The following is a 25860-nucleotide window of genomic DNA, read 5'->3' on the forward strand; positions in this document are numbered from 1 at the left end:
GACAGTCCGATGAGCAGTTGCGGCGCCGGGGGGAGCACTGAGTAAACTGGCCGTCTTTTCCCAAGGAATGACACTGATGACTTCGGCATGGCGTACCTGCGGCTGGATGCTGCTCGGCAGCTCGTTGATCCTCGCGCTGTCGCTCGGTGTGCGGCATGGCTTTGGCCTGTTCCTGCCGCCGATGAGCGCGGAGTTCGGCTGGGGGCGTGAGGTGTTCGCCTTTGCCATCGCGCTGCAGAATCTGATCTGGGGGCTGGCGCAGCCGGTGACCGGGGCACTGGCCGATCGCTTCGGCGTTGCCCGCGCAGTACTGATCGGCGGGATTCTCTATGCCATCGGCCTGCTGCTGATGGCGAGCGCCGACACGCCGCTAACGCTGAGCCTGAGTGCCGGCGTACTGATCGGCCTGGGGCTGTCGGGAACCTCCTTTTCGGTGATCCTCGGGGCGGTGGGGCGTGCCGTGCCGGTGGAGAAGCGCAGCATGGCGATGGGCATCGCCGCCGCGGCCGGTTCGTTCGGCCAGTTCATCATGCTGCCGGGCAGCCTCGGGCTGATCGAGTGGCTGGGCTGGTCGTCGGCGCTGCTGGCGCTGGGGCTGCTGATCGCGCTGATCGTGCCGCTGGCGGCGATGATGCGCGGCGACCGCCAGGCGCCGGTGCCGGCGGGCGCGCAGCAGTCGCTCGGCGAAGCGCTGCGCGAGGCGGTCGGGCATTCCGGGTTTCGCCTGCTGGCGCTGGGGTTCTTCGTCTGCGGCTTCCAGGTGGTATTCATCGGCGTGCATCTGCCGGCCTATCTGGTCGATCAGCACCTGCCGGCGCAGGTCGGCACCACGGTGCTGGCGCTGGTCGGGCTGTTCAATATCGTCGGCACCTACACCGCTGGCTGGCTGGGCAGCTGCTATTCCAAGCCGCGCCTGCTGGCGGCCTTGTATCTGATTCGCGGAGTGGTGATCAGCGCGTTCCTGCTGGCACCGCTGAGCGTGTGGAGCGCCTATGCGTTCGGTATCGCGATGGGGCTGCTGTGGTTGTCGACGGTGCCGCTGACCAATGGCACGGTGGCGACGATGTTCGGTGTGCGCAATCTGTCGATGCTCGGCGGGATTGCCTTCCTGTTCCATCAGATCGGTTCATTCTTCGGTGGCTGGCTGGGCGGTTGGCTGTACGACCGTACCGGCAGCTACGACCTGGTCTGGCAGATCGCGATCGCCCTCAGCCTGATGGCGGCGGCGTTGAACTGGCCGATCCGCGAGCAGCCGGTGGCACGACTGCGCGCCGCGCAGGCGGGTGGGTGATGCGTCGGCTGGGGTTCGCCGTCGTGCTGGCCGCGCTGCTCGGCGGTCTGCTCCTGCTGGCGTGGCTCGGCTGGCAGCGCGGCGGTCTGGCGCTGCTACAGCTGGGAATGGGGATTTGCTGAGCGATTCGCCGCCGTTCGGAAAAAATCGCTGCGTGTACGGAATCAAATCGCCGTTGCTGGGCTCCAACGAGCGAGGCGGCAATCTTTGTCGCAGAACCGTAATCAAAGCACTGTAAAAAGCTGCTGCACGCAGTTTTATGGAGCCCACACATGACCACCCTCACCGAACTCGCCCAGCACATCGCCAAGCTCTATCCCTTGCAGGACAAGCGAGCCGGCAAGCGCTATCGCGTGGTGGGCGAACTGGCCGGCATGACCGAGCTGGAAGAAATCAACGGTGAACCGCGCTATATCCAGACCCTGGCGCTGAAGAACAAGCAGCTTTGGGATCTGGCGATCTGATCGCCGCGCGATCAGATCTGTTGTTGTAACCCGCGCCGTGCGCGCCATTGCGCACGCTGATCCACGTCGAGAAAGGTCCATGCCACGAAGCGGCTGCGCTTCTGGCCCTGGGCCATGTCCAGCGTCTGTACCTCCCGCGCCCCGAGCCTGCGCAGCCTGGCCTGCAGTGGCGCGACGTTGCCGCCTTTGGAGACCAGCGTGCTGAACCAGCAGATCTGTTGGCTGACTGCCACGCTTTCCTCGGCCAAGCGGGCGATGAACGCCGCCTCGCCGCCCTCGCACCACAGCTCCGCCGCTTGTCCGCCGAAGTTCAGCACGGGCAGCTTGCGCTTGGGGTCGAGCTTGCCGAGGTTGCGCCATTTGCGCTGGCTGCCGGCCGTCGCTTCGCTGGCCGAAGCGTGAAACGGCGGGTTGCACAGGCTGAGATCGAAGCGCTCGTCCGCCTGTAGCAGGCCGTGGAAGATGTGCCGGCGATCGGATTGCTGGCGCAGCTCGATGGCGTCGCTCAGCCCGTTAGCCGTGACGATCGCCTGCGCAGCGTTCAGCGCGACGCTGTCGATATCCGAGCCGGTGAAGCGCCAGCCGTACTCGCAGTGGCCGATCAGCGGATAGATGCAGTTGGCCCCGATGCCGATATCCAGCGCACGGATCTGCCTGCCGCGCGGAATGCTGCCGGCGTTGTCGGCGGCCAGCAGGTCGGCCAGACCGTGTAGGTAGTCGGCGCGTCCGGGTACCGGCGGGCACAGGTAGCCGGCTGGGATGTCCCAATGCTCGATCCCGTAGAACTGCTTGAGCAGCGCGCGGTTAAATACCTTCACCGCCGCCGGGTCGGCGAAATCGATGCTCTGCTTGCCGTACGGATTGACGATGACGAAGTCGGCCAGCGCCGGGCAGCCGGCGATCAGCGCAGGGAAATCGTAGCGCCCACTGTGGCGGTTGCGCGGATGCAGGAGCGGGCGGTCGGGCTTGGCGCTGGCCGGGGCCTTGGGTTTGCGGACGGACATGGGCGTACGGATCGCTGCGAACGGGGCGCGCATTGTCCCACAGGTTTCACCGCCGGCGCGGCACCGCCAACATCCACAGCAGGCCCCAGAGCAGTGCGCCGGCGCCGAGCCAGAAGGCGCTGTGCAGGCTGCCGCCGATACCCATCCAGAGACTGGTCAGCCAGGGCGCGGCGAGCTGGGTCAGGCCGTAGAGGGCGATCAGCGCCGCGGACAGGCGCGGCCCCTGGTGCGGGTGCAGCGTGCGCGCCAGTCGCTGGGTCAGCAGCACGGTGCCGAGGAAAGTGCCGCCGACCAGCACCGCGCAGAGCAGGATGCCGCTCGCGCCGGGCAACAGCAGCACCGCCAGCACGCCGAGCAGTTGCGCCAGATAGCTCAGGCGCAGCGCGATATCGTCGCCGAGGCGCACGCCCAGGCGGTTCCACAGCCAGGGCGACGGCAGGGTCGACAGGGCGACCACCAGCCAGCTGCCATCGATGAGGAAATCGCCGGGTTCGACCTGCAGTCTCGCGATCATCGGTAGGAAGGTCATCGGCAGGATGTAGCCCATGCCGGCGCCGGCATAGGATAGGAACAGCGGCGTGCTGGCCCGGTCGAACAGCCGGCCGCTGGGCGCCGTGGCCGGATCGTCGGCCGATGTTTCGTTCGGCAGATCGAGTTTCGCCAGTTGGCGCCAGCCCCACCAGGCCAGCGGCAGCGACAGCAGCGCCGCCGGCCACCAGCGCTCGGCACCTTGCAGCAGACCGTCGCTTAGGCTGACCAGCAGGCTGGAGACGATCAGGCCGACGCAGACGCCGAGATAGACGAGACCGCTGGACGACGCGCGCTGGTGACGGACCAGCCATTCGAGAATCAGCGAGGGCGCCTGCACGAACACCAGACCGTTGGCGATGCCGTTGGCCAGACGCAGCGCGGCGAGCGCATCGGGCGATTGCGCCTGGGTCTGCAGCAGAGCGCTGAGCAGATGCAGCGCCAGTGCCCAGGGCAGGCTGCGGCGAATCTGCGCGACGCGGTGCCAGCGCAGCGCGAGCAGCGCGCCGATCAGGTAACCGAGGTAGTTCCAGCTGGCGATGCTGGCGCCCTGTTGCACGCTGAGCAGGCCATCTTCCACCAGCCAGGGCAGCAGAGGTGTGTAGACGAAACGGCCGAGGCCGTGGACGACCAGCAGCAGCGTGGCGCCGGCGAGCAGAACCGGGAACAGGGCAGGGCGGTGCGGCATGGAGAAATTTCTTGTTGGTATGGGAGGCCGAGAGTAACCGTCCGCGGCGCCGGCGACCATGCCACTTTTGCCGGCCGTCAGCCCTGGAATGGGAACAGCAGCGGCACCAGCAGCAGCGAGACCAGCATCACCAGCAGCGTGAAGGGCACGCCGATGCGCACGAAATCGGTGAAGCGGTAATGCCCGGGATTCAGCACCAGGGTGTTCACCGGTGAAGAGACGGGCGTCATGAAGGCGGCCGAAGCGGCCAGCGCGACGATCATGGCGAAGGGGTAGGGCGAGGCTCCCAGCTGTTCGGCCACCGACAGCGCGATCGGCGCCATCAGCACGGCAGTCGCCGTGTTGGAGATGAACAGCCCGATCACGGCGGTGAGTACGAACAGGCACGCCAGCAGCGCATACGGCCCGGCGTCGCCCAGCACGCCGATCAGACCGCTGGTGACCAGAGCAATGCCACCGGTTTTCTGCAGCGCTTGGGCGAAGGGCAGCATGCCGACGATCAGAATCAGGCTCTGCCAGTGAATGGCCTTGTAGGCGCTGTCCATGTCGATGCAGCGGAACAGTCCCATCAAGAGGCAGCCGATCAACGCCGCCAGCACGTTCGGCACCAGGCCGCTGACCATCAGCGCCACCATCGCCGCCAGGCTGAACAGGGCGAGCGGCGCGCGGCGGGCGGCGGGCGCCACGTCATCCACTTCCGCCGGCAGGCTGAGCACCAGGAAATCGCGACTCAGCCCCTGCAGACGGTGGATGTGCTTCCAGCTGCCGGCGACCAGCAGGGTATCGGCCGGCTTGAGTTTCTCGTCCACCAGCAGACCGCGCAGCGCCTCGTGATTGCGCCGCAGGCCGACCACGTTGAGCTTGTGATGACTGCGAAAGCCCAGCTGCTGGATCGTCTTGCCCGGCAGGCTGGAGTCGGGCGGTAGCGCGACTTCGGCCAGGCCCAGCTCATGCGAATGATCGGCGTAATAGGAACGCGACAGCTGCAGAGGCTCCAGACCGAGTTCGTCGAAGGCACCGAGCAGGCCGATCGCCGGGCTGGCCAGATCGACCAGCAGCACGTCGCCGACAAGCAGCTCGGTATTGCCGGTAGCCACCAGCAACAGCTTGCGAAAACGATGCTGGCGTTCGATGGCGATCACGTTGATGCCGTACTGCTTGCGCAGTTCCAGCTCGTCCAGCACGCGGTCGCCGAGGATTGAACCGGGTTTGACGCGTAGCCGCCGCTCACGCTCGCCGAGGCAGTAGGCCTGGGCCAAGTCGGCCAGCGTCAGGCGCGGGCGCGGCTGCTCATGCCGGTCATTACCGCCGAGCCAGCGGCGCGCCAGCAGCATGTAGCCGATGCCGAGCAGCAGGATGGCGAGGCCGATGGGCGCGAAGTCGAAGAAGGCGAAGCCGTCCAGGCCGGCGCGACGCAGTTCGCTGTGCACCACCATGTTCGGCGGCGTGGCGACCAGCGTCAGCATGCCGCTGATCAAGCCGGCGAATGCCAGCGGCATCATCAGCCGGCGCGGCGACAGCTGCATGCGCGCGGCGATGCCGAGCGTCACGGGGATGAAGATCGCTACCACGCCGGTGGAACTCATCACCGAGCCGAGTCCCGCGACCGCCAGCATCAGCAGGATCAGCAGCCGGCTCTCGCTGCTACCGGCGCGGCGCATCAGCCAATCGCCCAGGCGATAGGCGATGCCGGTACGCACCAGACCGTCGCCGATGACGAACAGCGCGGCGATCAGCAGCACGCTGGGGTCGCTGAAGCCGGCCAGCGCCTCGTCGATGGTCAGCACGCCGGACAGCGGCAGGGCGACCATCGCCAGCAGCGCGACCACGTCCATGCGCGGACGGTTGACGATGAACAGCCCGACGCAAATGCCCAGCAGGCCCAGAACCAGCAGCAGATCGCCGTTCATGGGTGGTCAGGGATAGCCGAGAACGGATTTGATGCGCGGCAGGTTGCGCTCGATCCAGCTTCGGTCGATGGCTCCCCAGTCGCGGATGCTGTAATGACCGGCGTTGTGTCGTTCGCCGTCGTCCTGCGCGAAGTGGCAGTCGATATCCAGCTCGGCAAGCGCGGCGAGGGTGTCCTGCGCGGTGCGTCGCGGCATGCCGGTGACCGCCATCAGCGCCGGGACGCTGGTGGCGGCGCCACTGTCGATCAGCCAGGCGACGTAGAGTCGGCGGTAGAAGCTGGTTCTGGTCTTGCTGGTGGTCATGGAGAACCCCTGTCCGGGGCACTGCGGGTTGCAATGCCCCGGATGAGTTGGTCGCGAGTGACCGTCAGGTCAGCGCGAGCATGCCGATGTAGGTCACCGCGCCGGCGGTGTAGCCGAGGAACGCCAGCAGGCTGACCCGCTTGAGATACCAGGTAAAGCTGATCTTCTCCATGCCCATCGCCGCGACACCCGCCGCAGAGCCAATGATCAGGCTGCTGCCGCCAGTGCCTGCGCAGTAGGCGAGCAACTCCCAGAAGGTGCCGTCGGTGAGGAACTGCGACAGCCAGCCGGACTCATCCGGCGCGGCTGCGGCAAGCATCGCGGGGCTGACCAGCGGGTACATTTTCATGGCACCGGCCACCAGCGGCACGTTATCGACGATTGCCGACAGCAGGCCGATGGCATAGTTGATCGCATAGATGTTGCCCAGCGATTGGCGCAGCCCTTCGGCGACCTGGGTCAGATGGCCAGCCGTGGCGAGGCTGGAAACCGCCAGCAGGATGCCGAGGAAGAACAGCACGCTGGGTGTGTCGACCTTGCGCAGTACGCCGACCACCGAAAGCGGGTGTTTGTGTTCATCGTTCTTGCCGCGATGGATGTACTCGGTGGTGATCCACAGCAGGCCGAGGCCGAACAGAATGCCCATGTACGGCGGCAGATGGGTAATGGTCTTGAATACCGGAACGAATAGCAGCGAGCCAAGGCCCAGGGCCAATACCAGATTGCGTTCGAATGCCGTGGTGGCCGGGGGCTGTTGCTCCGCCAGGTGTGCCCGGGGTCGTGGGCGTGGAGCTTCGCCGCGCAGGCGAAAGCTGAGAATCAGCAACGGCACCAGCAGGCAGACCAGGCTGGGCACGAACAGGCCGGTGATGATGCCACCTGCGGAGATCTGCGTGCCGATCCACAGCATCGTGGTGGTCACGTCGCCGATCGGCGACCAAGCGCCTCCGGCGTTGGCGGCGATCACCACGATACCGACGTAGAGCCAGCGCTCGGGGCGCCCGCGGATCAGTTTGCGCAGCAGCGAGACCATGACGATGGTGGTGGTGAGGTTGTCCAGCACCGAGGAGAGAAAGAAGGTGATCAGCCCGACGATCCACAGCAGGTGCACGCGTTTGCGTGTCTGGATACGGTCGGTGATGACCTTGAAGCCTTCATGGGAGTCGATCAGCTCGACGATGGTCATCGCGCCGAGCAGAAAGAACAGGATCTCCGAGATTTCGCCGAGATGATGGCGCAGGGCTTCGACCACGATGGCTGACGAATCCGCTGGATCATGGGTACCGGACTGCAGCAGCGGCAGAATCTCGTCGGCCCCCAGTACCAGCACCGTCCAGGTCAGCACCGCGGTGAGCAAGGCGGCGGCGGCCTTGTCGATCTTCAGTGGATGTTCGAAGGCTATGCAGAGATAACCGATGACGAATACCACAGCCATGAGTGCGTACATCGCAAAAAGCTCCCCTCTGGAAAAGGTACCGGTCGCCGAATGAGCAAACCGGCACAGCATCGACAGACGCTTGGCTGCGGCTTCATACAGCTGAACAACGCACGCAGACGACATGCACCGATCGGAATCGAAGCTGGCGTTACAAGCGAGATTCGCTGACGCGAAGCGTTATGCGCTCTGTCAGTTTTTGTTCGAATATGGCGGCGACATGATGGCTGCTCGCCGCCGGCGATGCGTTGCGATCAATCAAGATGATCGATAACAAAAGGCCGGCATCGATGCCGGCCTTTGTGTTTTACAGCGTGGCGATGCGCTCGCGCTGCTCGACCAGACGGGCCTTGGCCTGTTCGGCCTCGGCCAGCTTGGCGCGCTCCTTGTCGATCACTTCTGGCGGCGCCTTGTCGACGAAGCCGGCGTTGGACAGCTTGCCGCCGACGCGCTTGACCTCGCCGTCCAGCCGCGCGATCTCCTTGTCCAGCCGCGCCAGTTCGGCGTCCTTGTCGATCAGCCCGGCCATCGGCACCAGCACCTGCAGATCGCCAACCAGGGCGATGGCCGACAGTGGCGCTTCTTCGCCCGCTGCAAGGGTGCGCACGGTTTCCAGCTTGGCCAGCTTCTTCAGCAGCGGCTCGTTGTCGGCCAGTCGGCGCAGGTCGAGCGGCGAGGCGTTGCTCAGCACCACGTCGATGCGCTTGGCCATCGAGATGTTCATTTCGCCGCGAATCTGGCGGATGCCGAGCATGAAGGCCTTGATCCACTCGATGTCGCCTTCGGCATCTTCGTCCAGGCGCGACGGGTCGAACTCCGGCCACGGCTGCAACATCAATGTCGGGCCCGATTTGCCCGCCAGCGGCGCGACGCGCTGCCAGATTTCCTCGGTGATGAACGGCATGAACGGATGCGCCAGGCGCAGCGCGGTTTCCAGCACGCGCACCAGAGTGCGGCGGGTGCCACGCTGGCGTTCGATACTGGCGGTCTCGTCCCACAGCAGCGGTTTGACCAGCTCCAGGTACCAGGCGCAGTACTCGTCCCAGATGAATTCATACAGCGCCTGGGCAGCCAGGTCGAAGCGGAACGCTTCCAGCTGGCGGGTGACTTCGGCCTCGGTGCGCTGCAGGGTGGAGATGATCCAGCGGTCCACCGCCGACAGCTCGACGGGCTCGCCATTTACGCCGGTGTCCTTGCCCTCGGTGTTCTCGAAGACGAAGTTGGCGGCGTTCCACAGCTTGTTGCAGAAGTTGCGGTAGCCCTCGACGCGGCCCATGTCGAACTTGATGTCGCGGCCGGTGGAGGCCAGCGAGCAGAAGGTGAAGCGCAGCGCGTCGGTGCCGTAGCTGGCGATCCCTTCGGGGAACTCGGCGCGGGTCTGCTTGGCGATCTTCTCGGCCAGCTTGGGCTGCATCATGCCGCTGGTGCGTTTTTGCAGCAGTTCGTCGAGGGTGATGCCGTCGACGATATCCAGCGGGTCGAGCACGTTGCCCTTGGACTTGGACATCTTCTGGCCCTGGCCGTCGCGCACCAGACCGTGGACGTAGACGGTCTTGAACGGAATCTGTCCGGTCAGGTGGGTCGAGAGCATGATCATCCGGGCAACCCAGAAGAAAATGATGTCGAAACCGGTGACCAGCACGTCGGTGGGGTGGAAGGTCTTGAGGAATTCGGTCTGCTGCGGCCAGCCGAGCGTGGAGAAGGTCCACAACCCGGAGCTGAACCAGGTGTCCAGTACGTCTTCGTCCTGACGCAGCGGTTCGTCGTTGCGGATTTCGTAGCGCTTGCGCACTTCGGTTTCGTCACGGCCGACATAGACGTTGCCCGCCTCGTCGTACCAGGCCGGGATGCGGTGGCCCCACCACAGCTGGCGGCTGATGCACCAATCCTGGATATCGCGCATCCAGCTGAAGTACATGTTCTCGTATTGCTTGGGCACGAACTGGATCTGGCCGTTCTCCACCGCAGCGATGGCCTTTTCGGCCAGCGGCTTGGTGGACACGTACCACTGGTCGGTCAGCCACGGCTCGATGATGGTGCCGGAGCGGTCGCCGCGCGGCACTTTCAATGCGTGGTCGTCGATCTTCTCCAGCAGGCCCATCGCGTCGAACTCGGCGACGATCGCCTTGCGCGCATCGAAGCGGTCCATGTGCGCATAACCGTCGGGCAGACTGCCATCGACCTTGTCGTTGACTGTGCCGTCGATATCGAATGCCTGGGCGCGGGCCAGTACGCAGGCGTTCTGGTCGAAGATGTTGATCAGCGGCAGGTGGTGGCGCTTGCCGACCTCGTAGTCATTGAAGTCATGAGCCGGGGTGATCTTCACGCAGCCGGTGCCGAACTCGAGGTCGACGTAGTCGTCGGCGATGATCGGAATCAGCCGGTTGACCAGCGGCAGCATGACGTGACGGCCGATCAGGCTCTTGTAGCGCTCGTCCTCGGGATGCACGGCGATGGCCGCATCGCCGAGCATGGTTTCCGGGCGGGTGGTGGCGACTACCAGGTAATCCTTGCCGTCGGCGGTGCGCGCACCGTCAGCCAGCGGATAGCGCAGGTGCCAGAGGTGGCCCTTCTCGTCGTGGTTCTCCACTTCCAGATCGGAAATGGCGGTGTGCAACTTGGTGTCCCAGTTGACCAGGCGCTTGCCGCGGTAGATCAGGCCATCCTCGTGCAGGCGCACGAAGGCTTCCTTGACCGCCTCGGACAGGCCCTCGTCCATGGTGAAACGCTCGCGCGACCAGTCCACCGAAGAACCCAGACGACGGATCTGCCGGGTAATGTTGCCGCCGGACTCTTCCTTCCACTGCCAGACCTTTTCCAAGAATTTCGCGCGGCCCAGATCGTGGCGGCTGACGCCCTGCGCGCCCAGTTGGCGCTCGACCACCATCTGCGTGGCGATGCCCGCGTGGTCGGTGCCCGGCTGCCACAGGGTGTTGCGGCCCTGCATGCGGCGCCAGCGGATCAGCGCGTCCATGATCGCGTTGTTGAAACCGTGCCCCATGTGCAGGCTGCCGGTGACGTTCGGCGGCGGGATCATGATGGTGTAGGGCTCGCCGGAACCCTGCGGCGCGAAATAGTTGTTCGATTCCCAGGTCTGGTACCAGGAAGTCTCGATGGCGTGCGGCTGGTAGGTCTTGTCCATGCGGCGGGACCCTTAGAACGGCTGATCGGAAAAACGGGCGAGTATAAAGCCAAATCGCGTCCGGGCTAGGCGTCAGCGCAGGAATCGTTGCGGCGTGGCGCGCGCTAGTTCTTGGGCGTGCGCACCAGTTCGTCCACGCGACGTTCGAGGCGGCGCTTCAGTTCGGCCTCGATCTGCGGGACGAAATCGTCGATCACCTCCTGCAGAATGAGATTAGCCGCCATGCGCAACTCGTGGTCTAGGTGTCGTTCGGCCAGCGAGCGGAACGCGGCCCGTGCCGCCGGTTCGCGCCGTTCGGGCTGCGGCGCGGTGACAGGCTGAGGTGCAGGTGGGGGGGCTACGACATCCGAGAGCAAGGGAATGCTGGCTGGGTCGAGCTGTTCGGTCAGCAGGGGCGGATCCTGGTCGCCGAGCAGGGCGCGGATGGACTCCAGGTCGTCGAGTAACTGAGCGGGTTTGTCGGGGGATTTGGGCGTCATGGCGAATTCCGGGCTTGAGCTTCCAGCGGTCTACAGTTCGACCCGCCTGGGGTCGTAACCGTGCCGTCGGTAGAGGCGGAAGTTGTCCCGGCAGGCCGTCAGCAGGTCCGGTTCCTGATTGACGATCTCAATGATTCGGCTGAACTGATCGACGTGCGGCGACAGCGTCGTCGCCAGGTTGATCAACAGGCTTTGCGGCTGCGCCGGCGCCTGCTCGAGGCCGAGGACCACCGGTGCCTGGGGATCGTCCGCGTAGTGCTCGTGAGGGATGAAGCGCTCCGTGCGAAAACTCCATAGCAGCTCGTCGAGCTGCTGGCATTGTGCGGCGTCGTGACAGCGGATGAACACCGGCAGGCCGTGCTGCCAGCCCTTGGCGGCCAGCTGGCAGGCCGCGCGCAGGCGCCCGAGCGGATTGTCGTCGGGCAGCACGTAGAACTCGATGCGGGTCATCGGCGCGTTCCGTCACTGCCGGCGCGCGGCGAGCCGCTCCGGCAGGTGGACGTACGCGGGCGGCAGGGCATTTCAGAGGGTCCTGTCCAGCAGGTACTGCGTCAGCAGCGGGACCGGGCGGCCGGTTGCGCCCTTTTCCTTGCCACCGCTGATCCAGGCGGTGCCGGCGATGTCCAGATGCGCCCAGGGATACTGCTTGGTGAAGCGCGACAGGAAGCAGGCCGCGGTGACGGTGCCGGCCTTCGGCCCGCCGATGTTGGCGATGTCGGCGAAGGGGCTGTCCAGCTGCTCCTGATACTCGTCGAACAACGGCAGCTGCCAGGCGCGGTCGCCGGCCTGTTCGCCGGCGCCGAGCAGCTGCTGCGCCAGTTCCTGATCGTTGCCGAGCAGGCCCGAGGTATGGCTGCCAAGCGCGACGATGCAGGCACCGGTGAGGGTGGCGACATCGATCACCGCGCGCGGCTTGAAGCGCTCGGCATAGGTCAGCGTATCGCACAGCACCAGGCGGCCTTCGGCGTCGGTGTTGAGGATCTCGACGGTCTGACCGCTCAGGGTGGTGACGATATCGCCGGGACGGGTGGCCTTGCCGCTGGGCATGTTCTCGGCGCAGGCGAGCAGGCCGACGAGGTTGATCGGCAGCTGCAGTTCGAGCACTGCGCGGAAGGTGCCGAGCACGCTGGCGGCACCGCACATGTCGTACTTCATCTCGTCCATGCCCAGGCCCGGCTTGAGGCTGATGCCGCCGGTGTCGAAGGTGATGCCCTTGCCGACCAGCGCATAGGGCTGCTCGCCCTTGGCGCCGCCGTTGTACTGCATGACCACGATGCAGCCCGGCTGCTCGCTGCCTTGGGCTACGGCGAGGAACGCACCGGCGCCCAGGTCCCGCAGCTTCTTCTCATCGAGCACGTCCACCTTCAGGCCCTTGAAGGATTTGCCGAGCTGTCGCGCCTGCTCGGCCATGAAGCTCGGGTGGCACAGATTCGGCGGCAGGTTGCCGAGGTCGCGGGTCAACGCCATGCCTGAGGCGATGGCCGAGGCGTGACGGACGGCGCGCTCGATGTCGTCCTGCTGCGACTTGTCGCAGAGCAGGACGACTTTCTTCAGTGCGCGCGGGTCGGCTTTCTTGCTCTTGAAGCGTTCGAACACATAGGCGCTGTCAGCGAGCAGCTCCGCCAGCAGGCGAACTTTGGCATAGGTGTCGCGGCCCTTGACCTGCACATCCTGCACGGCGAACGCGGCATCGGAACCGCCGAGGCTATTCAGTGCGCCGGCTGCGGCACCGAGCGCCTTGCGCCACTGGCGGGTATCCAGCTCGTTGTTCTTGCCGACGCCGAGCAGCAGCACGCGTTCGGCCTTCAGATTGGGCAGGCTGTGGAGCAGCAGAGTCTGTCCGATCTTGCCGTCGAGATCGCCGCGCTTGAGGATCGAGCCGATGACACCGCCACTGGCGATATCGACGGCTTGGGCCGTTTCGCCGAGGGTACGCCCTTCACCGACTGGCAGAACCAGCGTGGCGGTTTTCAGCGCGGATGCTTTCGCGGTCTTTACAACGAATTCCATGACGGGAGTCCCCAAGACAAAGAGTTGGGTTTGCAGGATAATGCCAGGCCAATTTTTCCGGTGGTTCGCCTGCCGGCTGTTGACGGCGGATGTGCTGCCATTTCAATGGTCTAGCTCGGCGAACCGGCAACTGGCGGCTAGTTTGAGCGTAGCCGTCGGAGCCTGACAACCCTGGAGTGTCCGGTTTGATCGTCTTTCGTTATCTGTCCCGCGAGCTTTTGGTCACCGTGAGCGCAGTCAGCGCCGTGCTGCTGGTGATCATCATGAGTGGGCGCTTCATCAAGTACCTGGCCCAGGCTGCGCAGGGGTTGCTCGATCCGGGCGTGCTGCTGTTGATCATGGGATTCCGTCTGCCAGGCTTCCTGCAGTTGATTCTGCCGCTCGGCCTGTTCCTCGGCATACTGTTGGCCTATGGAAGGCTGTATCTCGATAGCGAGATGACGGTGCTCTCGGCCACTGGGATGAGCCAGCGTCGTCTACTGCTCTACAGCCTCGCGCCAGCGGCCCTGGTGGCTGCGCTGGTCGGCTGGCTGAGCCTCGGACTTGCACCGCAGGGCATTGCCGAAGTGGACCGCATCCTTAATCAACAGGATTCGCTGACCGAGTTCGACACGCTGGTGCCGGGGCGCTTTCAGAACCTGCGCGATGGTTCACGGGTGACCTATACACGTGAGCTTTCGGCCGATCGCAGCGAGCTGGCAGGGGTGTTCATTTCCGAGACCAACACATCGGCCCGTTCCGGCAAGGCGCGTGGGGTTTCCGTGCTGGTGGCCGAAAGTGGGCGACAGGAGATCCAGCCTGACGGCAGTCGCTACCTGATCCTGGAGAATGGCTTCCGTTACGACGGCAATCCCGGCCAGGCCGACTACCGCGCCATCCAGTACGACACCTACGGCGTGCTGCTGCCCAAGCCGCAGGTGGCCGTCGAGCTGAGCGAGCGCGAGGCAATGCCGACGCGGGAGCTGCTTGGCAGCGACAACCTGCGTCATCGGTCCGAACTGCAGTGGCGCCTGTCCATGCCGGTGCTGGTGTTTGTCGTGACCCTGCTCGCTGTGCCGCTGGCTCGCGTCAATCCGCGTCAGGGGCGTTTCCTCAAGCTGCTGCCGGCGATCCTGCTTTACATGACATATCTGGCGTTGCTCATCGCTGTGCGCGGCGCGCTCGACAAGGGACGGATTCCGATGGCGCTCGGTTTGTGGTGGGTGCACGGGCTGTTTTTCGCGATAGGTCTGCTGATGTTGTACTGGGAGCCGTTGATGCTGAGGTTGAAGAAGCGTCGCGCGGCGCCGGGGGTGGCGCATGGTTAAGCTCGATCGATACATCGCGATCCATGTCTTTCTGGCGATCCTGACCGTTCTGGGCATCATCGTCGGCCTGGCCCTGCTGTTCGCCTTCATCGACGAGTTGGGCGATGTCGAGGGCGGGTACGGCCTGGCGGATGCGCTGGAATATGTGCTGCTGACATCACCGCGGCGGCTCTACGAGATGCTGCCGATGGCGGCGCTGATCGGCTGCCTGATCGGTCTGGGTACGCTGGCCAGCAGCAGCGAGTTGACCGTGATGCGCGCTGCCGGTATTTCGCTCGGCCGCATCGTCGTGGCGGTGATGAAGCCGACACTCGTGCTACTGCTGGTCGGCGTGCTGATCGGTGAATACGCGGCGCCTTGGGCCGAGGATATTGCCCAGGCCCGCCGTTCGCTGGCGCAGGGTGCGGGCGAGGCGCAGAGCAGCAAGCGCGGCCTTTGGCATCGGCAGGAAAACGAGTTTGTGCACGTCAACGCCGTGCAGCCAGGAGGCGTGCTGGTTGGGGTGACGCGCTACCGCTTCGACGATGAGCGGCGGTTGCTGTCGGCCAGTTTCGCCAAGCGCGCCAGCTACCAGAATGATCACTGGTTGCTGAGCAACATCGCGACCACGCATTTTCGCGGCGATCACACCGAAGTAGCGCAGGCGAGCGAAGAACGCTGGGATGTCCAGCTGACGCCGCAGTTGCTGGGGATTGTGGTGGTGGCGCCGGAGTCGCTGTCGATCACTGGTTTGTGGCGCTACATCCATTACCTGGCGGATCAGGGTCTCAACAACGGCCGTTACTGGCTGGCGTTCTGGACGAAGGTGCTGCAGCCCGCCGTGACTGTCGCACTGGTGCTGCTCGCAATTTCGTTCATCTTCGGCCCGTTGCGCTCGGTGACGCTGGGTCAGCGCATCTTCACCGGCGTGGTGGTCGGATTCGTCTTCCGCATCATTCAGGATCTGCTCGGGCCGGCGAGTCAGGTGTTCGGCTTCTCGCCATTGCTGGCGGTCGCGCTGCCGGCGGGAATCTGTGCGCTGATCGGTGTCTGGCTGTTGCGCCGGGCGGGATAAGGGGTTGATAACGGTTTCAAGCTGCGGCGCATGGGGCTGATGACCAGAGCGATTCCGCCGCTTGGAACCGCTCGCTTCGGCAGGGCGACACCTGTCGAAGCCTCTTCCGCCTTCTGCTTACTTCTTGTGGGTATTTTTCGGCAATTGTACGGCCTGGCTTTCCGAGTAAATGTCCTGCCAGGTGCGTTTGTCCTTATCCCACAGCATCCATAGGTGCCCCAGTCCCAGGCTCAGCCAGGACATGATCGCGATCAGGAAGCGCAGCAGCGCCTGCCACAGGTCGATGGCCGTGCCGTCCTTGTTCTGAATGCGAATACCCCAGACCTGCATGCCGAGTGTCTGGCCGTTGTGAGTCCAGAACTTGGCGAAGAAGGCGAACAGGCTGAACATCAGCAGCGTCGAAAGCAGCGGGTCGATATCCAGGCCACCGGCGTCGGCCACTGCCTTCAGCTGTTGGCTGCCATAGAACATTCGCAGCAGCACCTGTTGGTAGAACAGGGTCACCACCATCATCAGTGCGATGCACAGCAGGCTGTCGTAGAACATGGCGGCGAGGCGGCGTATCAGACTGGCAGCGGGGAACTGGCCCTGCGGGCTGAGCAGGTGTCGGCTCATCTCGAATCCTGGTGGTTGGTACAAGGCGCGCATTCTACGGAATTGCGTGCATAAAAAAGCCCCTGATGTTGCCATCAGGGGCTTTTCGGAGCGGTGACTCAGCCCAGAATCTGGACCTGATCAGCCTGCATGCCCTTTTGACCTTGCACGGCGATGAAGCTGACTTTCTGGCCTTCTTTCAGGCTCTTGAAGCCGTTGCCTTCGATCGCGCGGAAGTGCACGAACAGATCCGGACCGCTCTCGGGAGTGATGAAACCAAAACCTTTCTCGTCGTTAAACCACTTGACGGTACCGTTCTGACGATTCGACATGTCTTTGTATCCTTGAAACTCAAAAGTAGAATTGCCCCCTGCATGGCGCAGGAAAGCTGGAACTGGTTGCAAAGAGTAAGAGAGTCGAGCGGAGAGCGGATCTGAAGATCTACTGCACCAGGTCACGATTCAACAGCGACCCATGCAAACACAGTGGGCACACTCTACGATAACTCGTCGGGGAATGCCAACCCCTCGAAGTCATGTGAAAGTGCCTCTTCGGCGATGCATATTCATGCGTTGTAGAGTGATGCCAAGTCGGCGCTGTTGCCTTCAATCTTGCCTGGATCTGGCGTGTGAAGAGCATGAGTGAATGCCGACTTGTGACGCTTCGGATCAGTATTACTGTCCGGATGAAGCTATGCAGATCGTAACGATCGTTTTGCTGTCATTCTGCCTCCGATGCAGCTGGTTCGCTTATCGAGAAGCCTTGCCGTTGATCAGAATGACATGATGCTGCCGAGGACCCGCGGTCGTTGGCAATGAATGGTGCCCCGAGAGAGACTCGAACTCTCACGCTGTCGCCAGCGGCGGATTTTGAATCCGCTGCGTCTACCGATTCCGCCATCGAGGCACAGTGGCGGCGCAGTATAGGGATGAGCGGTTGAGCGGTCAATCGCCGACGTGGCGATTGGATGGTCTTTCCGCTAAGCTTTGCGCCCCGCCAATATCCCGCCAAAACCATGCAAGTCTCTGATTTCTCTTTTCAACTCCCGGACTCTCTGATCGCGCGCCATCCGCTGGCGGAGCGTCGCGCGAGTCGCCTGCTGGTGCTCGATGGAGAGACGGGTGAGCTGGCGCATCGCCGCTTTATCGATCTGCTCGAGTATGTGCAGTCCGGCGATCTGATGGTGTTCAACAATACTCGGGTGATTGCTGCCCGTTTGTTTGGGCGCAAGGCAACTGGCGGCAAGCTCGAGATTCTCGTCGAGCGCGTGCTCGACAGCCATCGTGTGCTCGCGCATGTGCGGGCCAGCAAATCTCCCAAGGTCGGTGGCGTTATCGTTCTCGACGGTGGCGGCGAAGCGGTGATGATGGCGCGACATGATTCGCTGTTCGAGCTGCGCTTCAGTGAAGAAGTGTTGCCGTTGCTCGAACGGATTGGGCACATGCCGTTGCCTCCTTATATAGATCGTGCCGATGAGCAGGCGGATCGGGAGCGTTACCAGACCGTTTACGCACAGCACGCCGGAGCTGTTGCCGCACCTACGGCCGGTCTGCATTTTGATGCGGCGCTGCTGGCGGCGCTGCAGGAAAAGGGCGTGCAAACCGCGTTCGTCACCCTGCACGTCGGTGCAGGCACCTTTCAGCCGGTGCGTGTCGAGCGAATCGAAGATCACCACATGCACCAGGAATGGCTGGAGGTGAGTCAGGCGGTGGTCGATGCGGTGGCTGCCTGTCGCGCGCGCGGTGGCAGAGTCATAGCGGTTGGGACCACCAGCGTGCGTTCGCTGGAAACGGCTGCGCGCGATGGCGAGCTGCGGCCGTTCAGTGGCGACACCGATATCTTCATTTATCCCGGCAAGTCCTTTCATGTCGTGGACGCGCTGGTAACCAATTTTCACCTGCCAGAGTCGACACTGCTGATGCTCGTGGCGGCTTTTGCCGGTTATCCCGAAACGATGGCGGCCTATGCCGAGGCAGTGCGGGAGGGCTATCGCTTCTTCAGTTACGGCGATGCCATGTTCATAACGCGCAACAAGGCTGCGCGCGGACCCGAGGAAAACCAATGAATCGCATCTGTCACATGTCGTTCGAGTTGCTTGCCACCGACGGCAAGGCGCGTCGGGGTCGACTGACGTTTCCCCGCGGAACGGTTGAAACGCCGGCGTTTATGCCGGTGGGTACCTACGGCACGGTCAAGGGCATGCTGCCGCGTGACATCGAAGGTATCGGCGCGCAGATCATACTCGGCAACACGTTTCACCTCTGGCTGCGTCCTGGCACTGAAGTGATCAGGCAGCACGGCGATCTGCACGATTTCATGCAATGGCAGGGGCCGATTCTGACCGATTCCGGTGGCTTTCAGGTATTCAGCCTGGGGGCGATGCGCAAGATCAAGGAGGAGGGCGTGTACTTCGCATCTCCTGTCGATGGCGCCAAGGTGTTCATGGGGCCGGAAGAGTCGATGCAGGTCCAGCGTGAATTGGGATCGGATATCGTCATGATCTTTGACGAGTGCACTCCGTATCCGGCCGACGAGGAAACAGCGCGGCGGTCAATGGAGCTTTCGCTGCGCTGGGCCAAGCGTTCGAAAGCCGCTCATGGCGATAGTCCGGCGGCGTTGTTCGGCATTGTCCAGGGTGGCATGCATGAATCGCTGCGCATGCGTTCTCTGGAAGGTCTTTGCGAAATCGGCTTCGACGGCCTGGCGATCGGTGGTTTGTCGGTGGGCGAGCCGAAGGAAGAGATGATTCGCGTGCTCGATTTCCTCCCGCCGCGCATGCCCGCCGACAAGCCACGTTACCTGATGGGGGTCGGCAAGCCGGAGGACCTCGTCGAAGGCGTTCGTCGTGGTGTCGATATGTTCGACTGCGTGATGCCGACCCGCAACGCGCGCAATGGTCATCTTTTTACCGATACGGGCGTGATCAAGATTCGCAATGCGATCCACCGGCACGACAACTCGCCACTGGACGCCGGTTGTGATTGCTATACCTGCCAGCACTTCTCCCGCGCCTATCTGCATCACCTGGACAAGTGCGGTGAAATGCTCGGTAGCATGCTGAATACAATCCACAATTTGCGACATTATCAGCGGCTGATGGCTGGTTTACGCGACGCTATTCAACAAGGTACATTGGCGGCCTTTGTCGACGCCTTCTATGCCCGACGCGGTATGCCAACGCCGCCGGTTGCATGACAAATTTCCTCGAATCCATCTTAAGCAACAGGAGTGCTACATGAGCTTTCTGATCCCCGTCGCCCATGCCCAGGAGGCTGCTGCTGGTCCTGCCGGTACTGGTTTCGAATGGGTTTTCCTGGTCGGTTTTCTGGTCATCTTCTATCTGATGATCTGGCGTCCCCAGGCCAAGCGCGCCAAAGAGCACAAGAACTTGATTGGCGGTCTGCAGAAGGGTGACGAAGTTGTCACTTCCGGTGGCATCGCTGGCAAGGTCACCAAGGTTGCCGATGACTTCGTGGTGGTCGAGGTGTCTGATAATGTCGAACTGAAGTTCCAGAAAGTGGCGATCGCCGCGACGTTGCCAAAAGGCACGCTGAAGGCCATCTGAGCTGACTTCATTCAATACCACGACGGGGCGCGCAAGGCGCCCCGCGTCTTTAAGTGGGCGGCATCATGCTGAACAAGTATCCCCTGTGGAAATATCTGCTGATCCTGGCAGTGCTGGCTATTGGCCTGGTCTATTCCGCACCTAATCTCTATCCCGACGACCCGGCAATTCAGCTTACCGGCGCCAGCACGACGCTGAAGGTTGACCAGCCCGCGCTCGACCGTGCGGTTGGTGCGTTGAAGCAGGCTGGCATTGCGGTGAAAGCTGCCGAAGTCGCCGAGAACGGCGGCTTGCTGCGTCTTGAACGACTGTCGGATCAGCTGCCGGCCAAGGAAGCCGTGCGTCGGGTCATGGGAGACGACTACGTGGTCGCTCTGAACCTGGCCCCGACGACTCCGCAGTGGCTGCGTAATCTGGGCGCCAGTCCGATGAAGCTCGGGCTTGATCTGTCCGGCGGCGTGCATTTCCTCCTCGAAGTTGACATGGAGAAGGCCGTTGCCGCTCGCATGCAGGTCTATGAGGGCGAGGTCAAAGCACTGCTGCGCAAGGAGCGGATTCGTTATCGCAGCCTGCCGTTGCGTGGCGACGCCTTCCAGTTGGGCTTCGCCGATAGCGAAACCCTGGGGCGCGTTCAGGCGCTGGTACGCAAGAACTTCACAGATTTCGAATTGACCAGCACCGAGCGTAGCGGACAGCAGGTTCTGAACGTTGCGTTGACCCAGGCCAAGCTGGCAGAAATTCGCGAGTATTCGATCAAGCAGAACCTGACGACCGTACGCAACAGGGTCAACGAACTGGGCGTGTCCGAGCCGCTGGTTCAGCGTCAGGGTGCTAACCGAATCGTGGTCGAGCTGCCTGGTGTTCAGGATACCGCCGAAGCCAAGCGCATCCTCGGCAAGACGGCCAGCCTCGAATTTCGTCTCGCCGCCGAGCCCGACGCTCCGCGCGCGACCACCGAGTCCTTCGAGTTTCGTGAGCCAGGTCGCCCGGCGGTAGCGCTTGAGCGCAGCCTGATCATTACCGGTGATCAGGTGACTGACGCTCAGGCCAGCTATGACGAAAACGGCCGACCTCAGGTCAATATTCGTCTTGATGGTCACGGCGGTGATCTGATGAACCGCGCCACCCGCAATAACGTCGGGCGCAGCATGGCGGTCATTTTTATCGAGCAGAAGCCGGTTACCCGCTATGTACGACAGAACGTCGACGGCGTGGAGCAGGAAGTCATGCTGCAGAGCTTCCAGGAAGAGAAGCAGATCATCAGTCTGGCGACTATCCAGTCGCCGCTGGGCAGCCAGTTCCGGATTACCGGACTGGATGGCCAGGGCGAATCCTCCGAACTGGCGCTATTGCTGCGCGCCGGTGGCCTCGCGGCGCCGATGTATTTCGCCGAAGAGCGGACCATCGGCCCGAGCCTGGGCGCCGAGAACATCGACAAGGGTATCGAATCGACGTGGTGGGCGCTGATCTTCGTATCGATTTTCGTCATCCTTATCTACAAGTTCTTCGGTGTGCTGGCGACTGTCGCACTGGCGTTCAACCTGGTGCTGCTGGTCGGTCTGATGTCGATCATCGGCGCCACGCTCACGCTGCCTGGTATCGCCGGTATCGTGCTGACGCTTGGCATGGCGGTGGATGCGAACGTGCTCATCTTCTCGCGTATTCGCGAGGAGCTGAAAAATGGCCTCTCGGTTCAGCGCGCCATTCATGAAGGCTTCGACCGCGCCTACTCGGCGATTCTCGACAGTAACCTGACCACTCTGCTGGTCGGCGGGATTCTGTTTGCGCTGGGCTCGGGGCCGATCAAGGGTTTTGCGGTGACGATGTCGCTGGGGATTCTGACCTCCCTGTTCACCGCCATCATGTTTACCCGGGGTATGGTCAACCTGATTTTCGGCGGTCGTAACGTCAAGAAGTTGTGGATCTGAGGGCACGGCCATGATCAAGAACACCATTCGTTTCATGGCGATCCGCAATATCGCGTTCGCCATCACGCTACTGCTGACTGTCGTCGGCCTGGTGGCGCTTATCGGCAAGGGCCTCAACTTCGGCCTGGATTTTACCGGCGGTACGTTGATCGAGCTGCAGTATGAGCAGCCGGCCGATTTGGAAGTGATCAAGCGTGAACTGGGCCAGGCGGGGTATGCCGATGCGGTGGTTCAGAGTTTCGGTGCGACCACAGATGTACTGATCCGCCTGGCCGGCGATGATCCGCAGCTGGGCAGCAAGATCAGTGCGGCGTTGAAGACCATCGATCCTTCGGCCCGTTTTGAGGTAAAGCGTGTCGAATTCGTCGGCCCCCAAGTCGGTGAGGAGCTGCGCGATCAGGGTGGCCTGGCGATGCTCCTGGCACTGGGCGGGATCATGGTTTATCTCGCATTCCGCTTCCAATGGAAGTTCGGGGTCGGGGCGATCGCCTCGCTGGCGCACGACACCATTCTGACTTTGGGTATTCTCGCGTTTTTCGAGATTCCGTTTGACCTGACGGTTTTGGCGGCGGTCCTGGCAATGATCGGTTATTCGCTCAACGACACGATCATCATTTACGATCGGATTCGCGAGAATTTCCGTGTACTGCGCAAGGCGGATCTGATCGAGAACATCGATATCTCGGTTACCCAGACGCTGTTGCGGACGATGGCGACCTCTTTCTCCACGGCGCTCGCGCTCATCGCGTTGCTGGTCTTCGGTGGGGACACGCTCGCCAACTTCGCGCTGGCCCTGCTGATCGGCGTGGTGGTGGGTACCTACTCGTCTGTTTATATCGGGGCAACGGTGTTGGTATGGCTGAAGCTGACTGCCGCCGACCTCATGCCACCGGCTGCCAGCGAGATAGATGAGCGCCCCTGATCGCGCCACGCATCCGGCACGCAGCGCGCCTGCATTGAGGAAACTTTTTGCGCTCCAGCCTGTCTGATCGGCACAGGCAGGCTGCGCTCTGCAGAAGGAGAGCAAGAAGTGAACAAGTCAATGGTGACAGGGGCGATTCTGGGTGCGGTTGTGGCGACTGCGGGTGGGGCGTTAGCGACCTATAGTCTGGTCGATCGTGAGCCGGAGTTTGCTAAGGTCCTGGCGGTCAAGGCTGTAACGGAGTCCATCAAGACACCCCGCGAGGTCTGTAAGGACGTTGCGGTGACACGGCAGCGCCCTGTTCAGGACCAGCACAAGATCGCCGGTACGGTAATCGGTGCGGTGGCTGGTGGTCTGCTGGGCAACCAGATTGGTGGTGGCAATGGCAAGAAGATCGCCACCGTGGCTGGCGCGGCCGCCGGCGGTTATGCAGGCAACAAGATTCAGGGCAACATGCAGGCTGGCGACACCTATACGACGACTGAAACGCGCTGCGACACCGTGACCGACGTTGAAGATCGTATCGTTGGCTACGACGTTAAGTACGATCTGGCGGGTGAGGTGGGGCAGATCCGTATGGATCGAGAGCCGGGCGACACCATCCCGGTACGCGATGGCCAGTTGGTATTGTCGCAACAGTAATTTCAGGTTTAGCCCGAAATAAAAAACGCCCCAATCGGGGCGTTTTTTATTCGTCTCAGCGTTTGAGCGACGGCGTCAGGTGAGGCTGGATGGCGGTCAGTACCGCCTTGAAGCACTTGGTGTTGCCTGCCACGATCTGGCCCTTTTCCAGGAATTCGTGACCGCCGGCGAAGTCGCTGACCAGTCCGCCGGCTTCCTGGATCAGCAGGGCTCCGGCTGCCATGTCCCACTCGGAAAGACCGAATTCCCAGAACGCGTCGTAACGGCCGGCCGCCACATAGGCCAGGTCCAGGCTTGCAGCACCTGCGCGGCGCAGGCCGGCGGTCTGTCCGACCAGGCTGCGGAACATGTTCAGGTAGCTGTCGATATTGTCCAGTTGGCCGTCACGGAACGGAAAGCCGGTTCCGAGCAGCGCGCCCTCCAGGCTTTTGCGCGAACTGACACGCAGGCGGCGACCATTGAGTGCTGCGCCGCGGCCACGGCTGGCGGTGAATTCTTCCTGGCGTACCGGGTCGAGCACCACGGCATGCTCCAAGCGCCCGCGGTATTTGCAGGCGATGCTCACGGCGTAGTGGGGAACGCCGCGCAGGAAGTTGGTAGTGCCGTCCAGCGGATCGACGATCCACAGGTAGTCGCTGCCGTCGCCGCTGCCTTCGAGCAGCCCGCTTTCTTCGGCGAGAATGCCGTGGTTCGGGTAGGCCTTGCGCAGCGCATTGACGATCACCTGTTCGGCAGCGCGATCGATCTCGCTGACGTAATCCTTGCTGTCCTTTTCGCTGACCGAAATGACGTCCAGGCGCTCGGTGGAACGGACAATGAGTTCGCCGGCGCTGCGGGCGGCGCGCAGCGCGATATTCAGCATGGGCTGCATGGATCAATACCTGGTCGTTTAAAGAAAGCCGGAAATTCTATCAGGAAAGCCGTCGCGCATGTAGCGGGCGATGTACTGCGTTTGCTGGATGGCTGGCGCCGTGCTGCGGTAAGCTTTGAGTCCGTTTTTTCGCGCCGAGAAACCACAGTGTCGCTGCAAAATATCCGTGTGGTGCTGGTCAACACCAGTCATGCCGGCAACATCGGGGGTGCGGCTCGCGCCATGAAGAACATGGGCCTGTCACGTCTGGTGCTGGTCGATCCGGAGGATTTTCCCAGCTCGGATGCGGTGGCCCGGGCCTCCGGTGCTACTGACATCCTCGATGGCGCCCAGGTCGTGGCGACACTCGAGGAGGCGCTGGTAGGCTGTACGCTGGTGCTTGGAACGAGCGCCCGCGACCGCCGTATCCCCTGGCCGCTGCTTGATCCGCGCGAATGCGCAACAGCAAGTCTTGAGCAGGCTGAGCGGGGTGGTGAGGTGGCTCTGGTATTCGGTCGTGAATATGCCGGGCTCACCAACGAGGAGCTGCAGCGCTGCCATTTCCATGTGCACATTCCCTCCAGTCCGGAATTCAGCTCGCTGAACCTGGCTGCCGCGGTGCAGGTGCTGACCTATGAAGTGCGCATGGCATGGCTCGCCGCGCAGGGGCAGCCCACCAAGATGGAAAAGCTCGAAACCACGGCGATGCTCGATGTCCAGCCTGTAACGGCGGACGAGCTTGAGCACTATTTCGGTCACCTAGAGCAGACGTTAATCGAGATCGGCTTCCTCGACCCTGCCAAGCCTCGCCATCTGATGCCGCGTCTGCGTCGGCTTTACGGGCGCAGTGGCATCAGCAAGCTGGAAATGAATATTCTGCGCGGTATTCTCACCGAGACACAGAAGGCTGTTCGCGGCGAGCCCCACAAGCGGAGGCAGGAATAAATGTTCGAACGCATGCGCGAAGACATCCAGAGCGTATTTCATCGCGACCCGGCTGCGCGTAACTCGCTGGAGGTCGTTACCTGCTATCCGGGCCTGCACGCGATCTGGATCCACCGCTTTTCGCACTGGCTTTGGGTGCGCGAATGGAAGCTGCTGGCGCGTATGAGCTCGAACCTGGGGCGTTGGCTGACCGGCATCGAGATTCATCCGGGGGCACGTATCGGTCGGCGCTTCTTCATTGATCACGGCATGGGGATCGTGATCGGCGAGACAGCCGAGATCGGCGACGATGTCACGCTCTATCACGGCGTCACGCTAGGTGGTACCAGCTGGAACAAGGGCAAGCGCCATCCGACGTTGGAGGATGGGGTGATCGTCGGTGCTGGCGCCAAGATTCTCGGGCCATTTACGGTGGGCGCTGGCGCCAAGATCGGCTCGAATGCCGTGGTAACTCGGGCAGTGCCGGCCGGGGCGACCGCGGTGGGCATTCCGGGCCGCATCATCGTGAAGTCGGATGACGAGCAAGAAGCCAAGCGCAAGGCAATAGCGGAAAAAATCGGCTTCGATGCGTACGGTGTCAGCGGCGACATGCCGGATCCTGTTGCGCGTGCGATCGGGCAGCTGCTCGATCACGTTCAGGCAGTGGAAGACCGCCTGGAAGGCATGTGCGGGGCGCTTAAGGCGCTGGGGAGCGACTATTGCGCTGAGGACCTGCCGCAGTTGCGCGAAGAGGACTTCACCGAGGTCAAGGCGGCCGAAGAGGATGTCCCGCGCTCTTGATGCGTGCGCCGGTGGGCAG

General features: G+C 62.9%; 25 protein-coding genes and 1 tRNA gene. 13 read left to right on the forward strand and 13 right to left on the reverse strand.

The window, feature by feature from the left end; all coding sequences use genetic code 11:
* Positions 1 to 76 precede the first annotated feature (76 nt).
* The 3 genes from AC0ZJQ_RS06300 (at position 77) to AC0ZJQ_RS06310 (ending at position 1755) form a co-directional block, all read left to right on the forward strand.
* Positions 77 to 1291 (forward strand): MFS transporter, encoded by a 1215-nt coding sequence (locus tag AC0ZJQ_RS06300; RefSeq protein ID WP_314019877.1) that lies wholly within the window; start codon positions 77 to 79, stop codon positions 1289 to 1291.
* Complete coding sequence (locus AC0ZJQ_RS06305; RefSeq protein ID WP_256055286.1) at positions 1291 to 1413, forward strand: hypothetical protein; 123 nt, start codon at positions 1291 to 1293, stop codon at positions 1411 to 1413. The genes AC0ZJQ_RS06300 and AC0ZJQ_RS06305 overlap by 1 nt, the downstream gene beginning before the upstream one ends.
* A 150-nt stretch (positions 1414 to 1563) precedes the next feature.
* On the forward strand, positions 1564 to 1755 hold the full coding sequence (locus AC0ZJQ_RS06310; protein ID WP_008568085.1) for a hypothetical protein: 192 nt from the start codon (positions 1564 to 1566) through the stop codon (positions 1753 to 1755).
* Positions 1756 to 1766: 11 nt separating this feature from the next.
* On the opposite strand, the gene rlmF is transcribed toward AC0ZJQ_RS06310, so the two are convergent.
* The 9 genes from rlmF to AC0ZJQ_RS06355 all read right to left on the reverse strand — a co-directional run bounded on the left by rlmF (position 1767) and on the right by AC0ZJQ_RS06355 (position 13254).
* Positions 1767 to 2759: a 23S rRNA (adenine(1618)-N(6))-methyltransferase RlmF gene (gene rlmF / locus AC0ZJQ_RS06315; protein ID WP_167136449.1), complete on the reverse strand. Its 993-nt coding sequence runs from the start codon at positions 2757 to 2759 to the stop codon at positions 1767 to 1769.
* 46 nt (positions 2760 to 2805) lie between these two features.
* Positions 2806 to 3975 (reverse strand): YbfB/YjiJ family MFS transporter, encoded by a 1170-nt coding sequence (locus tag AC0ZJQ_RS06320; RefSeq protein ID WP_167136451.1) that lies wholly within the window; start codon positions 3973 to 3975, stop codon positions 2806 to 2808.
* A 77-nt stretch (positions 3976 to 4052) separates the two neighbouring features.
* Entirely contained in the window at positions 4053 to 5885 is a 1833-nt protein-coding gene (locus AC0ZJQ_RS06325; RefSeq protein WP_314019879.1) for an SLC13 family permease, read from the reverse strand.
* Positions 5886 to 5891: 6 nt separating this feature from the next.
* Positions 5892 to 6188 carry a winged helix-turn-helix domain-containing protein gene (locus tag AC0ZJQ_RS06330; RefSeq protein WP_008568081.1) on the reverse strand — a complete coding sequence of 99 codons (297 nt, stop codon included), beginning with the start codon at positions 6186 to 6188 and terminating at the stop codon, positions 5892 to 5894.
* Between the two features lie 64 nt (positions 6189 to 6252).
* Positions 6253 to 7635 carry a sodium:proton antiporter NhaD gene (gene nhaD, locus AC0ZJQ_RS06335; RefSeq protein WP_314019880.1) on the reverse strand — a complete coding sequence of 461 codons (1383 nt, stop codon included), beginning with the start codon at positions 7633 to 7635 and terminating at the stop codon, positions 6253 to 6255.
* Positions 7636 to 7930: 295 nt separating this feature from the next.
* Positions 7931 to 10765: a valine--tRNA ligase gene (locus AC0ZJQ_RS06340; protein ID WP_167136459.1), complete on the reverse strand. Its 2835-nt coding sequence runs from the start codon at positions 10763 to 10765 to the stop codon at positions 7931 to 7933.
* Positions 10766 to 10869: 104 nt separating this feature from the next.
* Positions 10870 to 11244: a DNA polymerase III subunit chi gene (locus AC0ZJQ_RS06345; RefSeq protein WP_155552208.1), complete on the reverse strand. Its 375-nt coding sequence runs from the start codon at positions 11242 to 11244 to the stop codon at positions 10870 to 10872.
* Positions 11245 to 11274: 30 nt separating this feature from the next.
* Complete coding sequence (locus AC0ZJQ_RS06350; RefSeq protein ID WP_008568077.1) at positions 11275 to 11694, reverse strand: DNA polymerase III subunit chi; 420 nt, start codon at positions 11692 to 11694, stop codon at positions 11275 to 11277.
* Between the two features lie 72 nt (positions 11695 to 11766).
* Positions 11767 to 13254, reverse strand: a complete 1488-nt coding sequence (locus tag AC0ZJQ_RS06355; RefSeq protein WP_476477522.1) for a leucyl aminopeptidase — start codon at positions 13252 to 13254, stop codon at positions 11767 to 11769.
* 185 nt (positions 13255 to 13439) lie between these two features.
* Between AC0ZJQ_RS06355 and lptF the strand changes: the two genes are divergently transcribed.
* Positions 13440 to 14561 carry an LPS export ABC transporter permease LptF gene (gene lptF, locus AC0ZJQ_RS06360; protein ID WP_314019883.1) on the forward strand — a complete coding sequence of 374 codons (1122 nt, stop codon included), beginning with the start codon at positions 13440 to 13442 and terminating at the stop codon, positions 14559 to 14561.
* Entirely contained in the window at positions 14554 to 15615 is a 1062-nt protein-coding gene (gene lptG / locus AC0ZJQ_RS06365) for an LPS export ABC transporter permease LptG (RefSeq protein WP_213662968.1), read from the forward strand. Before lptF ends, lptG begins: the two co-directional genes overlap by 8 nt.
* Positions 15616 to 15732: 117 nt before the next feature.
* Here the strand turns inward: lptG and AC0ZJQ_RS06370 are convergent, their stop codons facing one another.
* From AC0ZJQ_RS06370 to AC0ZJQ_RS06380, 3 genes are all read right to left on the reverse strand, one after another.
* Positions 15733 to 16230 carry an RDD family protein gene (locus AC0ZJQ_RS06370; protein WP_008568069.1) on the reverse strand — a complete coding sequence of 166 codons (498 nt, stop codon included), beginning with the start codon at positions 16228 to 16230 and terminating at the stop codon, positions 15733 to 15735.
* 98 nt (positions 16231 to 16328) lie between these two features.
* The gene (locus AC0ZJQ_RS06375; RefSeq protein ID WP_003246255.1) at positions 16329 to 16541 is read right to left on the reverse strand and encodes a cold-shock protein; all 213 of its coding nucleotides are present in this window, start codon (positions 16539 to 16541) and stop codon (positions 16329 to 16331) included.
* 487 nt (positions 16542 to 17028) lie between these two features.
* Positions 17029 to 17115, reverse strand: a tRNA-Leu gene (locus AC0ZJQ_RS06380).
* A 109-nt stretch (positions 17116 to 17224) separates the two neighbouring features.
* Between AC0ZJQ_RS06380 and queA the strand changes: the two genes are divergently transcribed.
* From queA to AC0ZJQ_RS06410, 6 genes are all read left to right on the forward strand, one after another.
* On the forward strand, positions 17225 to 18274 hold the full coding sequence (queA, locus tag AC0ZJQ_RS06385) for a tRNA preQ1(34) S-adenosylmethionine ribosyltransferase-isomerase QueA (RefSeq protein WP_155552310.1): 1050 nt from the start codon (positions 17225 to 17227) through the stop codon (positions 18272 to 18274).
* A gap of 14 nt (positions 18275 to 18288) precedes the next feature.
* Complete coding sequence (gene tgt / locus AC0ZJQ_RS06390; RefSeq protein ID WP_476477756.1) at positions 18289 to 19404, forward strand: tRNA guanosine(34) transglycosylase Tgt; 1116 nt, start codon at positions 18289 to 18291, stop codon at positions 19402 to 19404.
* Between the two features lie 40 nt (positions 19405 to 19444).
* Positions 19445 to 19774 (forward strand): preprotein translocase subunit YajC, encoded by a 330-nt coding sequence (yajC, locus tag AC0ZJQ_RS06395; protein WP_008568065.1) that lies wholly within the window; start codon positions 19445 to 19447, stop codon positions 19772 to 19774.
* A gap of 65 nt (positions 19775 to 19839) precedes the next feature.
* Positions 19840 to 21702, forward strand: a complete 1863-nt coding sequence (secD, locus tag AC0ZJQ_RS06400) for a protein translocase subunit SecD (RefSeq protein ID WP_273526788.1) — start codon at positions 19840 to 19842, stop codon at positions 21700 to 21702.
* A 13-nt stretch (positions 21703 to 21715) separates the two neighbouring features.
* Positions 21716 to 22624 (forward strand): protein translocase subunit SecF, encoded by a 909-nt coding sequence (gene secF, locus AC0ZJQ_RS06405; protein WP_273526812.1) that lies wholly within the window; start codon positions 21716 to 21718, stop codon positions 22622 to 22624.
* Positions 22625 to 22732: 108 nt separating this feature from the next.
* Positions 22733 to 23266, forward strand: a complete 534-nt coding sequence (locus AC0ZJQ_RS06410; protein ID WP_273526789.1) for a glycine zipper 2TM domain-containing protein — start codon at positions 22733 to 22735, stop codon at positions 23264 to 23266.
* 55 nt (positions 23267 to 23321) lie between these two features.
* Here the strand turns inward: AC0ZJQ_RS06410 and suhB are convergent, their stop codons facing one another.
* On the reverse strand, positions 23322 to 24137 hold the full coding sequence (gene suhB, locus AC0ZJQ_RS06415) for a type III secretion system regulator SuhB (protein WP_155552318.1): 816 nt from the start codon (positions 24135 to 24137) through the stop codon (positions 23322 to 23324).
* Between the two features lie 147 nt (positions 24138 to 24284).
* Here suhB and trmJ point away from each other — a divergent pair, with 147 nt between their 5' ends.
* Positions 24285 to 25061, forward strand: coding sequence for a tRNA (cytosine(32)/uridine(32)-2'-O)-methyltransferase TrmJ (trmJ, locus tag AC0ZJQ_RS06420; protein WP_165595193.1), 777 nt, complete (start codon positions 24285 to 24287; stop codon positions 25059 to 25061).
* Positions 25062 to 25841: a serine O-acetyltransferase gene (cysE, locus tag AC0ZJQ_RS06425; RefSeq protein ID WP_054093817.1), complete on the forward strand. Its 780-nt coding sequence runs from the start codon at positions 25062 to 25064 to the stop codon at positions 25839 to 25841. It abuts the gene before it with no gap.
* The last annotated feature ends 19 nt before the right edge of the window (positions 25842 to 25860 follow it).

This window comes from Stutzerimonas sp. 21-1, assembly GCF_056336065.1.

What these genes read in the sequence shown, in the direction of transcription:
- AC0ZJQ_RS06300 (WP_314019877.1), top strand. Translation starts at nt 77, where the DNA reads ATGACTTCGGCATGGCGTACCTGCGGCTGGATGCTGCTCGGCAGCTCG.
- AC0ZJQ_RS06305 (WP_256055286.1), top strand. Translation starts at nt 1,291, where the DNA reads ATGCGTCGGCTGGGGTTCGCCGTCGTGCTGGCCGCGCTGCTCGGCGGT.
- AC0ZJQ_RS06310 (WP_008568085.1), top strand. Translation starts at nt 1,564, where the DNA reads ATGACCACCCTCACCGAACTCGCCCAGCACATCGCCAAGCTCTATCCC.
- rlmF (WP_167136449.1), bottom strand. Translation starts at nt 2,759, where the DNA reads ATGTCCGTCCGCAAACCCAAGGCCCCGGCCAGCGCCAAGCCCGACCGC.
- AC0ZJQ_RS06320 (WP_167136451.1), bottom strand. Translation starts at nt 3,975, where the DNA reads ATGCCGCACCGCCCTGCCCTGTTCCCGGTTCTGCTCGCCGGCGCCACG.
- AC0ZJQ_RS06325 (WP_314019879.1), bottom strand. Translation starts at nt 5,885, where the DNA reads ATGAACGGCGATCTGCTGCTGGTTCTGGGCCTGCTGGGCATTTGCGTC.
- AC0ZJQ_RS06330 (WP_008568081.1), bottom strand. Translation starts at nt 6,188, where the DNA reads ATGACCACCAGCAAGACCAGAACCAGCTTCTACCGCCGACTCTACGTC.
- nhaD (WP_314019880.1), bottom strand. Translation starts at nt 7,635, where the DNA reads ATGTACGCACTCATGGCTGTGGTATTCGTCATCGGTTATCTCTGCATA.
- AC0ZJQ_RS06340 (WP_167136459.1), bottom strand. Translation starts at nt 10,765, where the DNA reads ATGGACAAGACCTACCAGCCGCACGCCATCGAGACTTCCTGGTACCAG.
- AC0ZJQ_RS06345 (WP_155552208.1), bottom strand. Translation starts at nt 11,244, where the DNA reads ATGACGCCCAAATCCCCCGACAAACCCGCTCAGTTACTCGACGACCTG.
- AC0ZJQ_RS06350 (WP_008568077.1), bottom strand. Translation starts at nt 11,694, where the DNA reads ATGACCCGCATCGAGTTCTACGTGCTGCCCGACGACAATCCGCTCGGG.
- AC0ZJQ_RS06355 (WP_476477522.1), bottom strand. Translation starts at nt 13,254, where the DNA reads ATGGAATTCGTTGTAAAGACCGCGAAAGCATCCGCGCTGAAAACCGCC.
- lptG (WP_213662968.1), top strand. Translation starts at nt 14,554, where the DNA reads ATGGTTAAGCTCGATCGATACATCGCGATCCATGTCTTTCTGGCGATC.
- AC0ZJQ_RS06370 (WP_008568069.1), bottom strand. Translation starts at nt 16,230, where the DNA reads ATGAGCCGACACCTGCTCAGCCCGCAGGGCCAGTTCCCCGCTGCCAGT.
- AC0ZJQ_RS06375 (WP_003246255.1), bottom strand. Translation starts at nt 16,541, where the DNA reads ATGTCGAATCGTCAGAACGGTACCGTCAAGTGGTTTAACGACGAGAAA.
- queA (WP_155552310.1), top strand. Translation starts at nt 17,225, where the DNA reads ATGCAAGTCTCTGATTTCTCTTTTCAACTCCCGGACTCTCTGATCGCG.
- tgt (WP_476477756.1), top strand. Translation starts at nt 18,289, where the DNA reads ATGTCGTTCGAGTTGCTTGCCACCGACGGCAAGGCGCGTCGGGGTCGA.
- yajC (WP_008568065.1), top strand. Translation starts at nt 19,445, where the DNA reads ATGAGCTTTCTGATCCCCGTCGCCCATGCCCAGGAGGCTGCTGCTGGT.
- secD (WP_273526788.1), top strand. Translation starts at nt 19,840, where the DNA reads ATGCTGAACAAGTATCCCCTGTGGAAATATCTGCTGATCCTGGCAGTG.
- suhB (WP_155552318.1), bottom strand. Translation starts at nt 24,137, where the DNA reads ATGCAGCCCATGCTGAATATCGCGCTGCGCGCCGCCCGCAGCGCCGGC.
- cysE (WP_054093817.1), top strand. Translation starts at nt 25,062, where the DNA reads ATGTTCGAACGCATGCGCGAAGACATCCAGAGCGTATTTCATCGCGAC.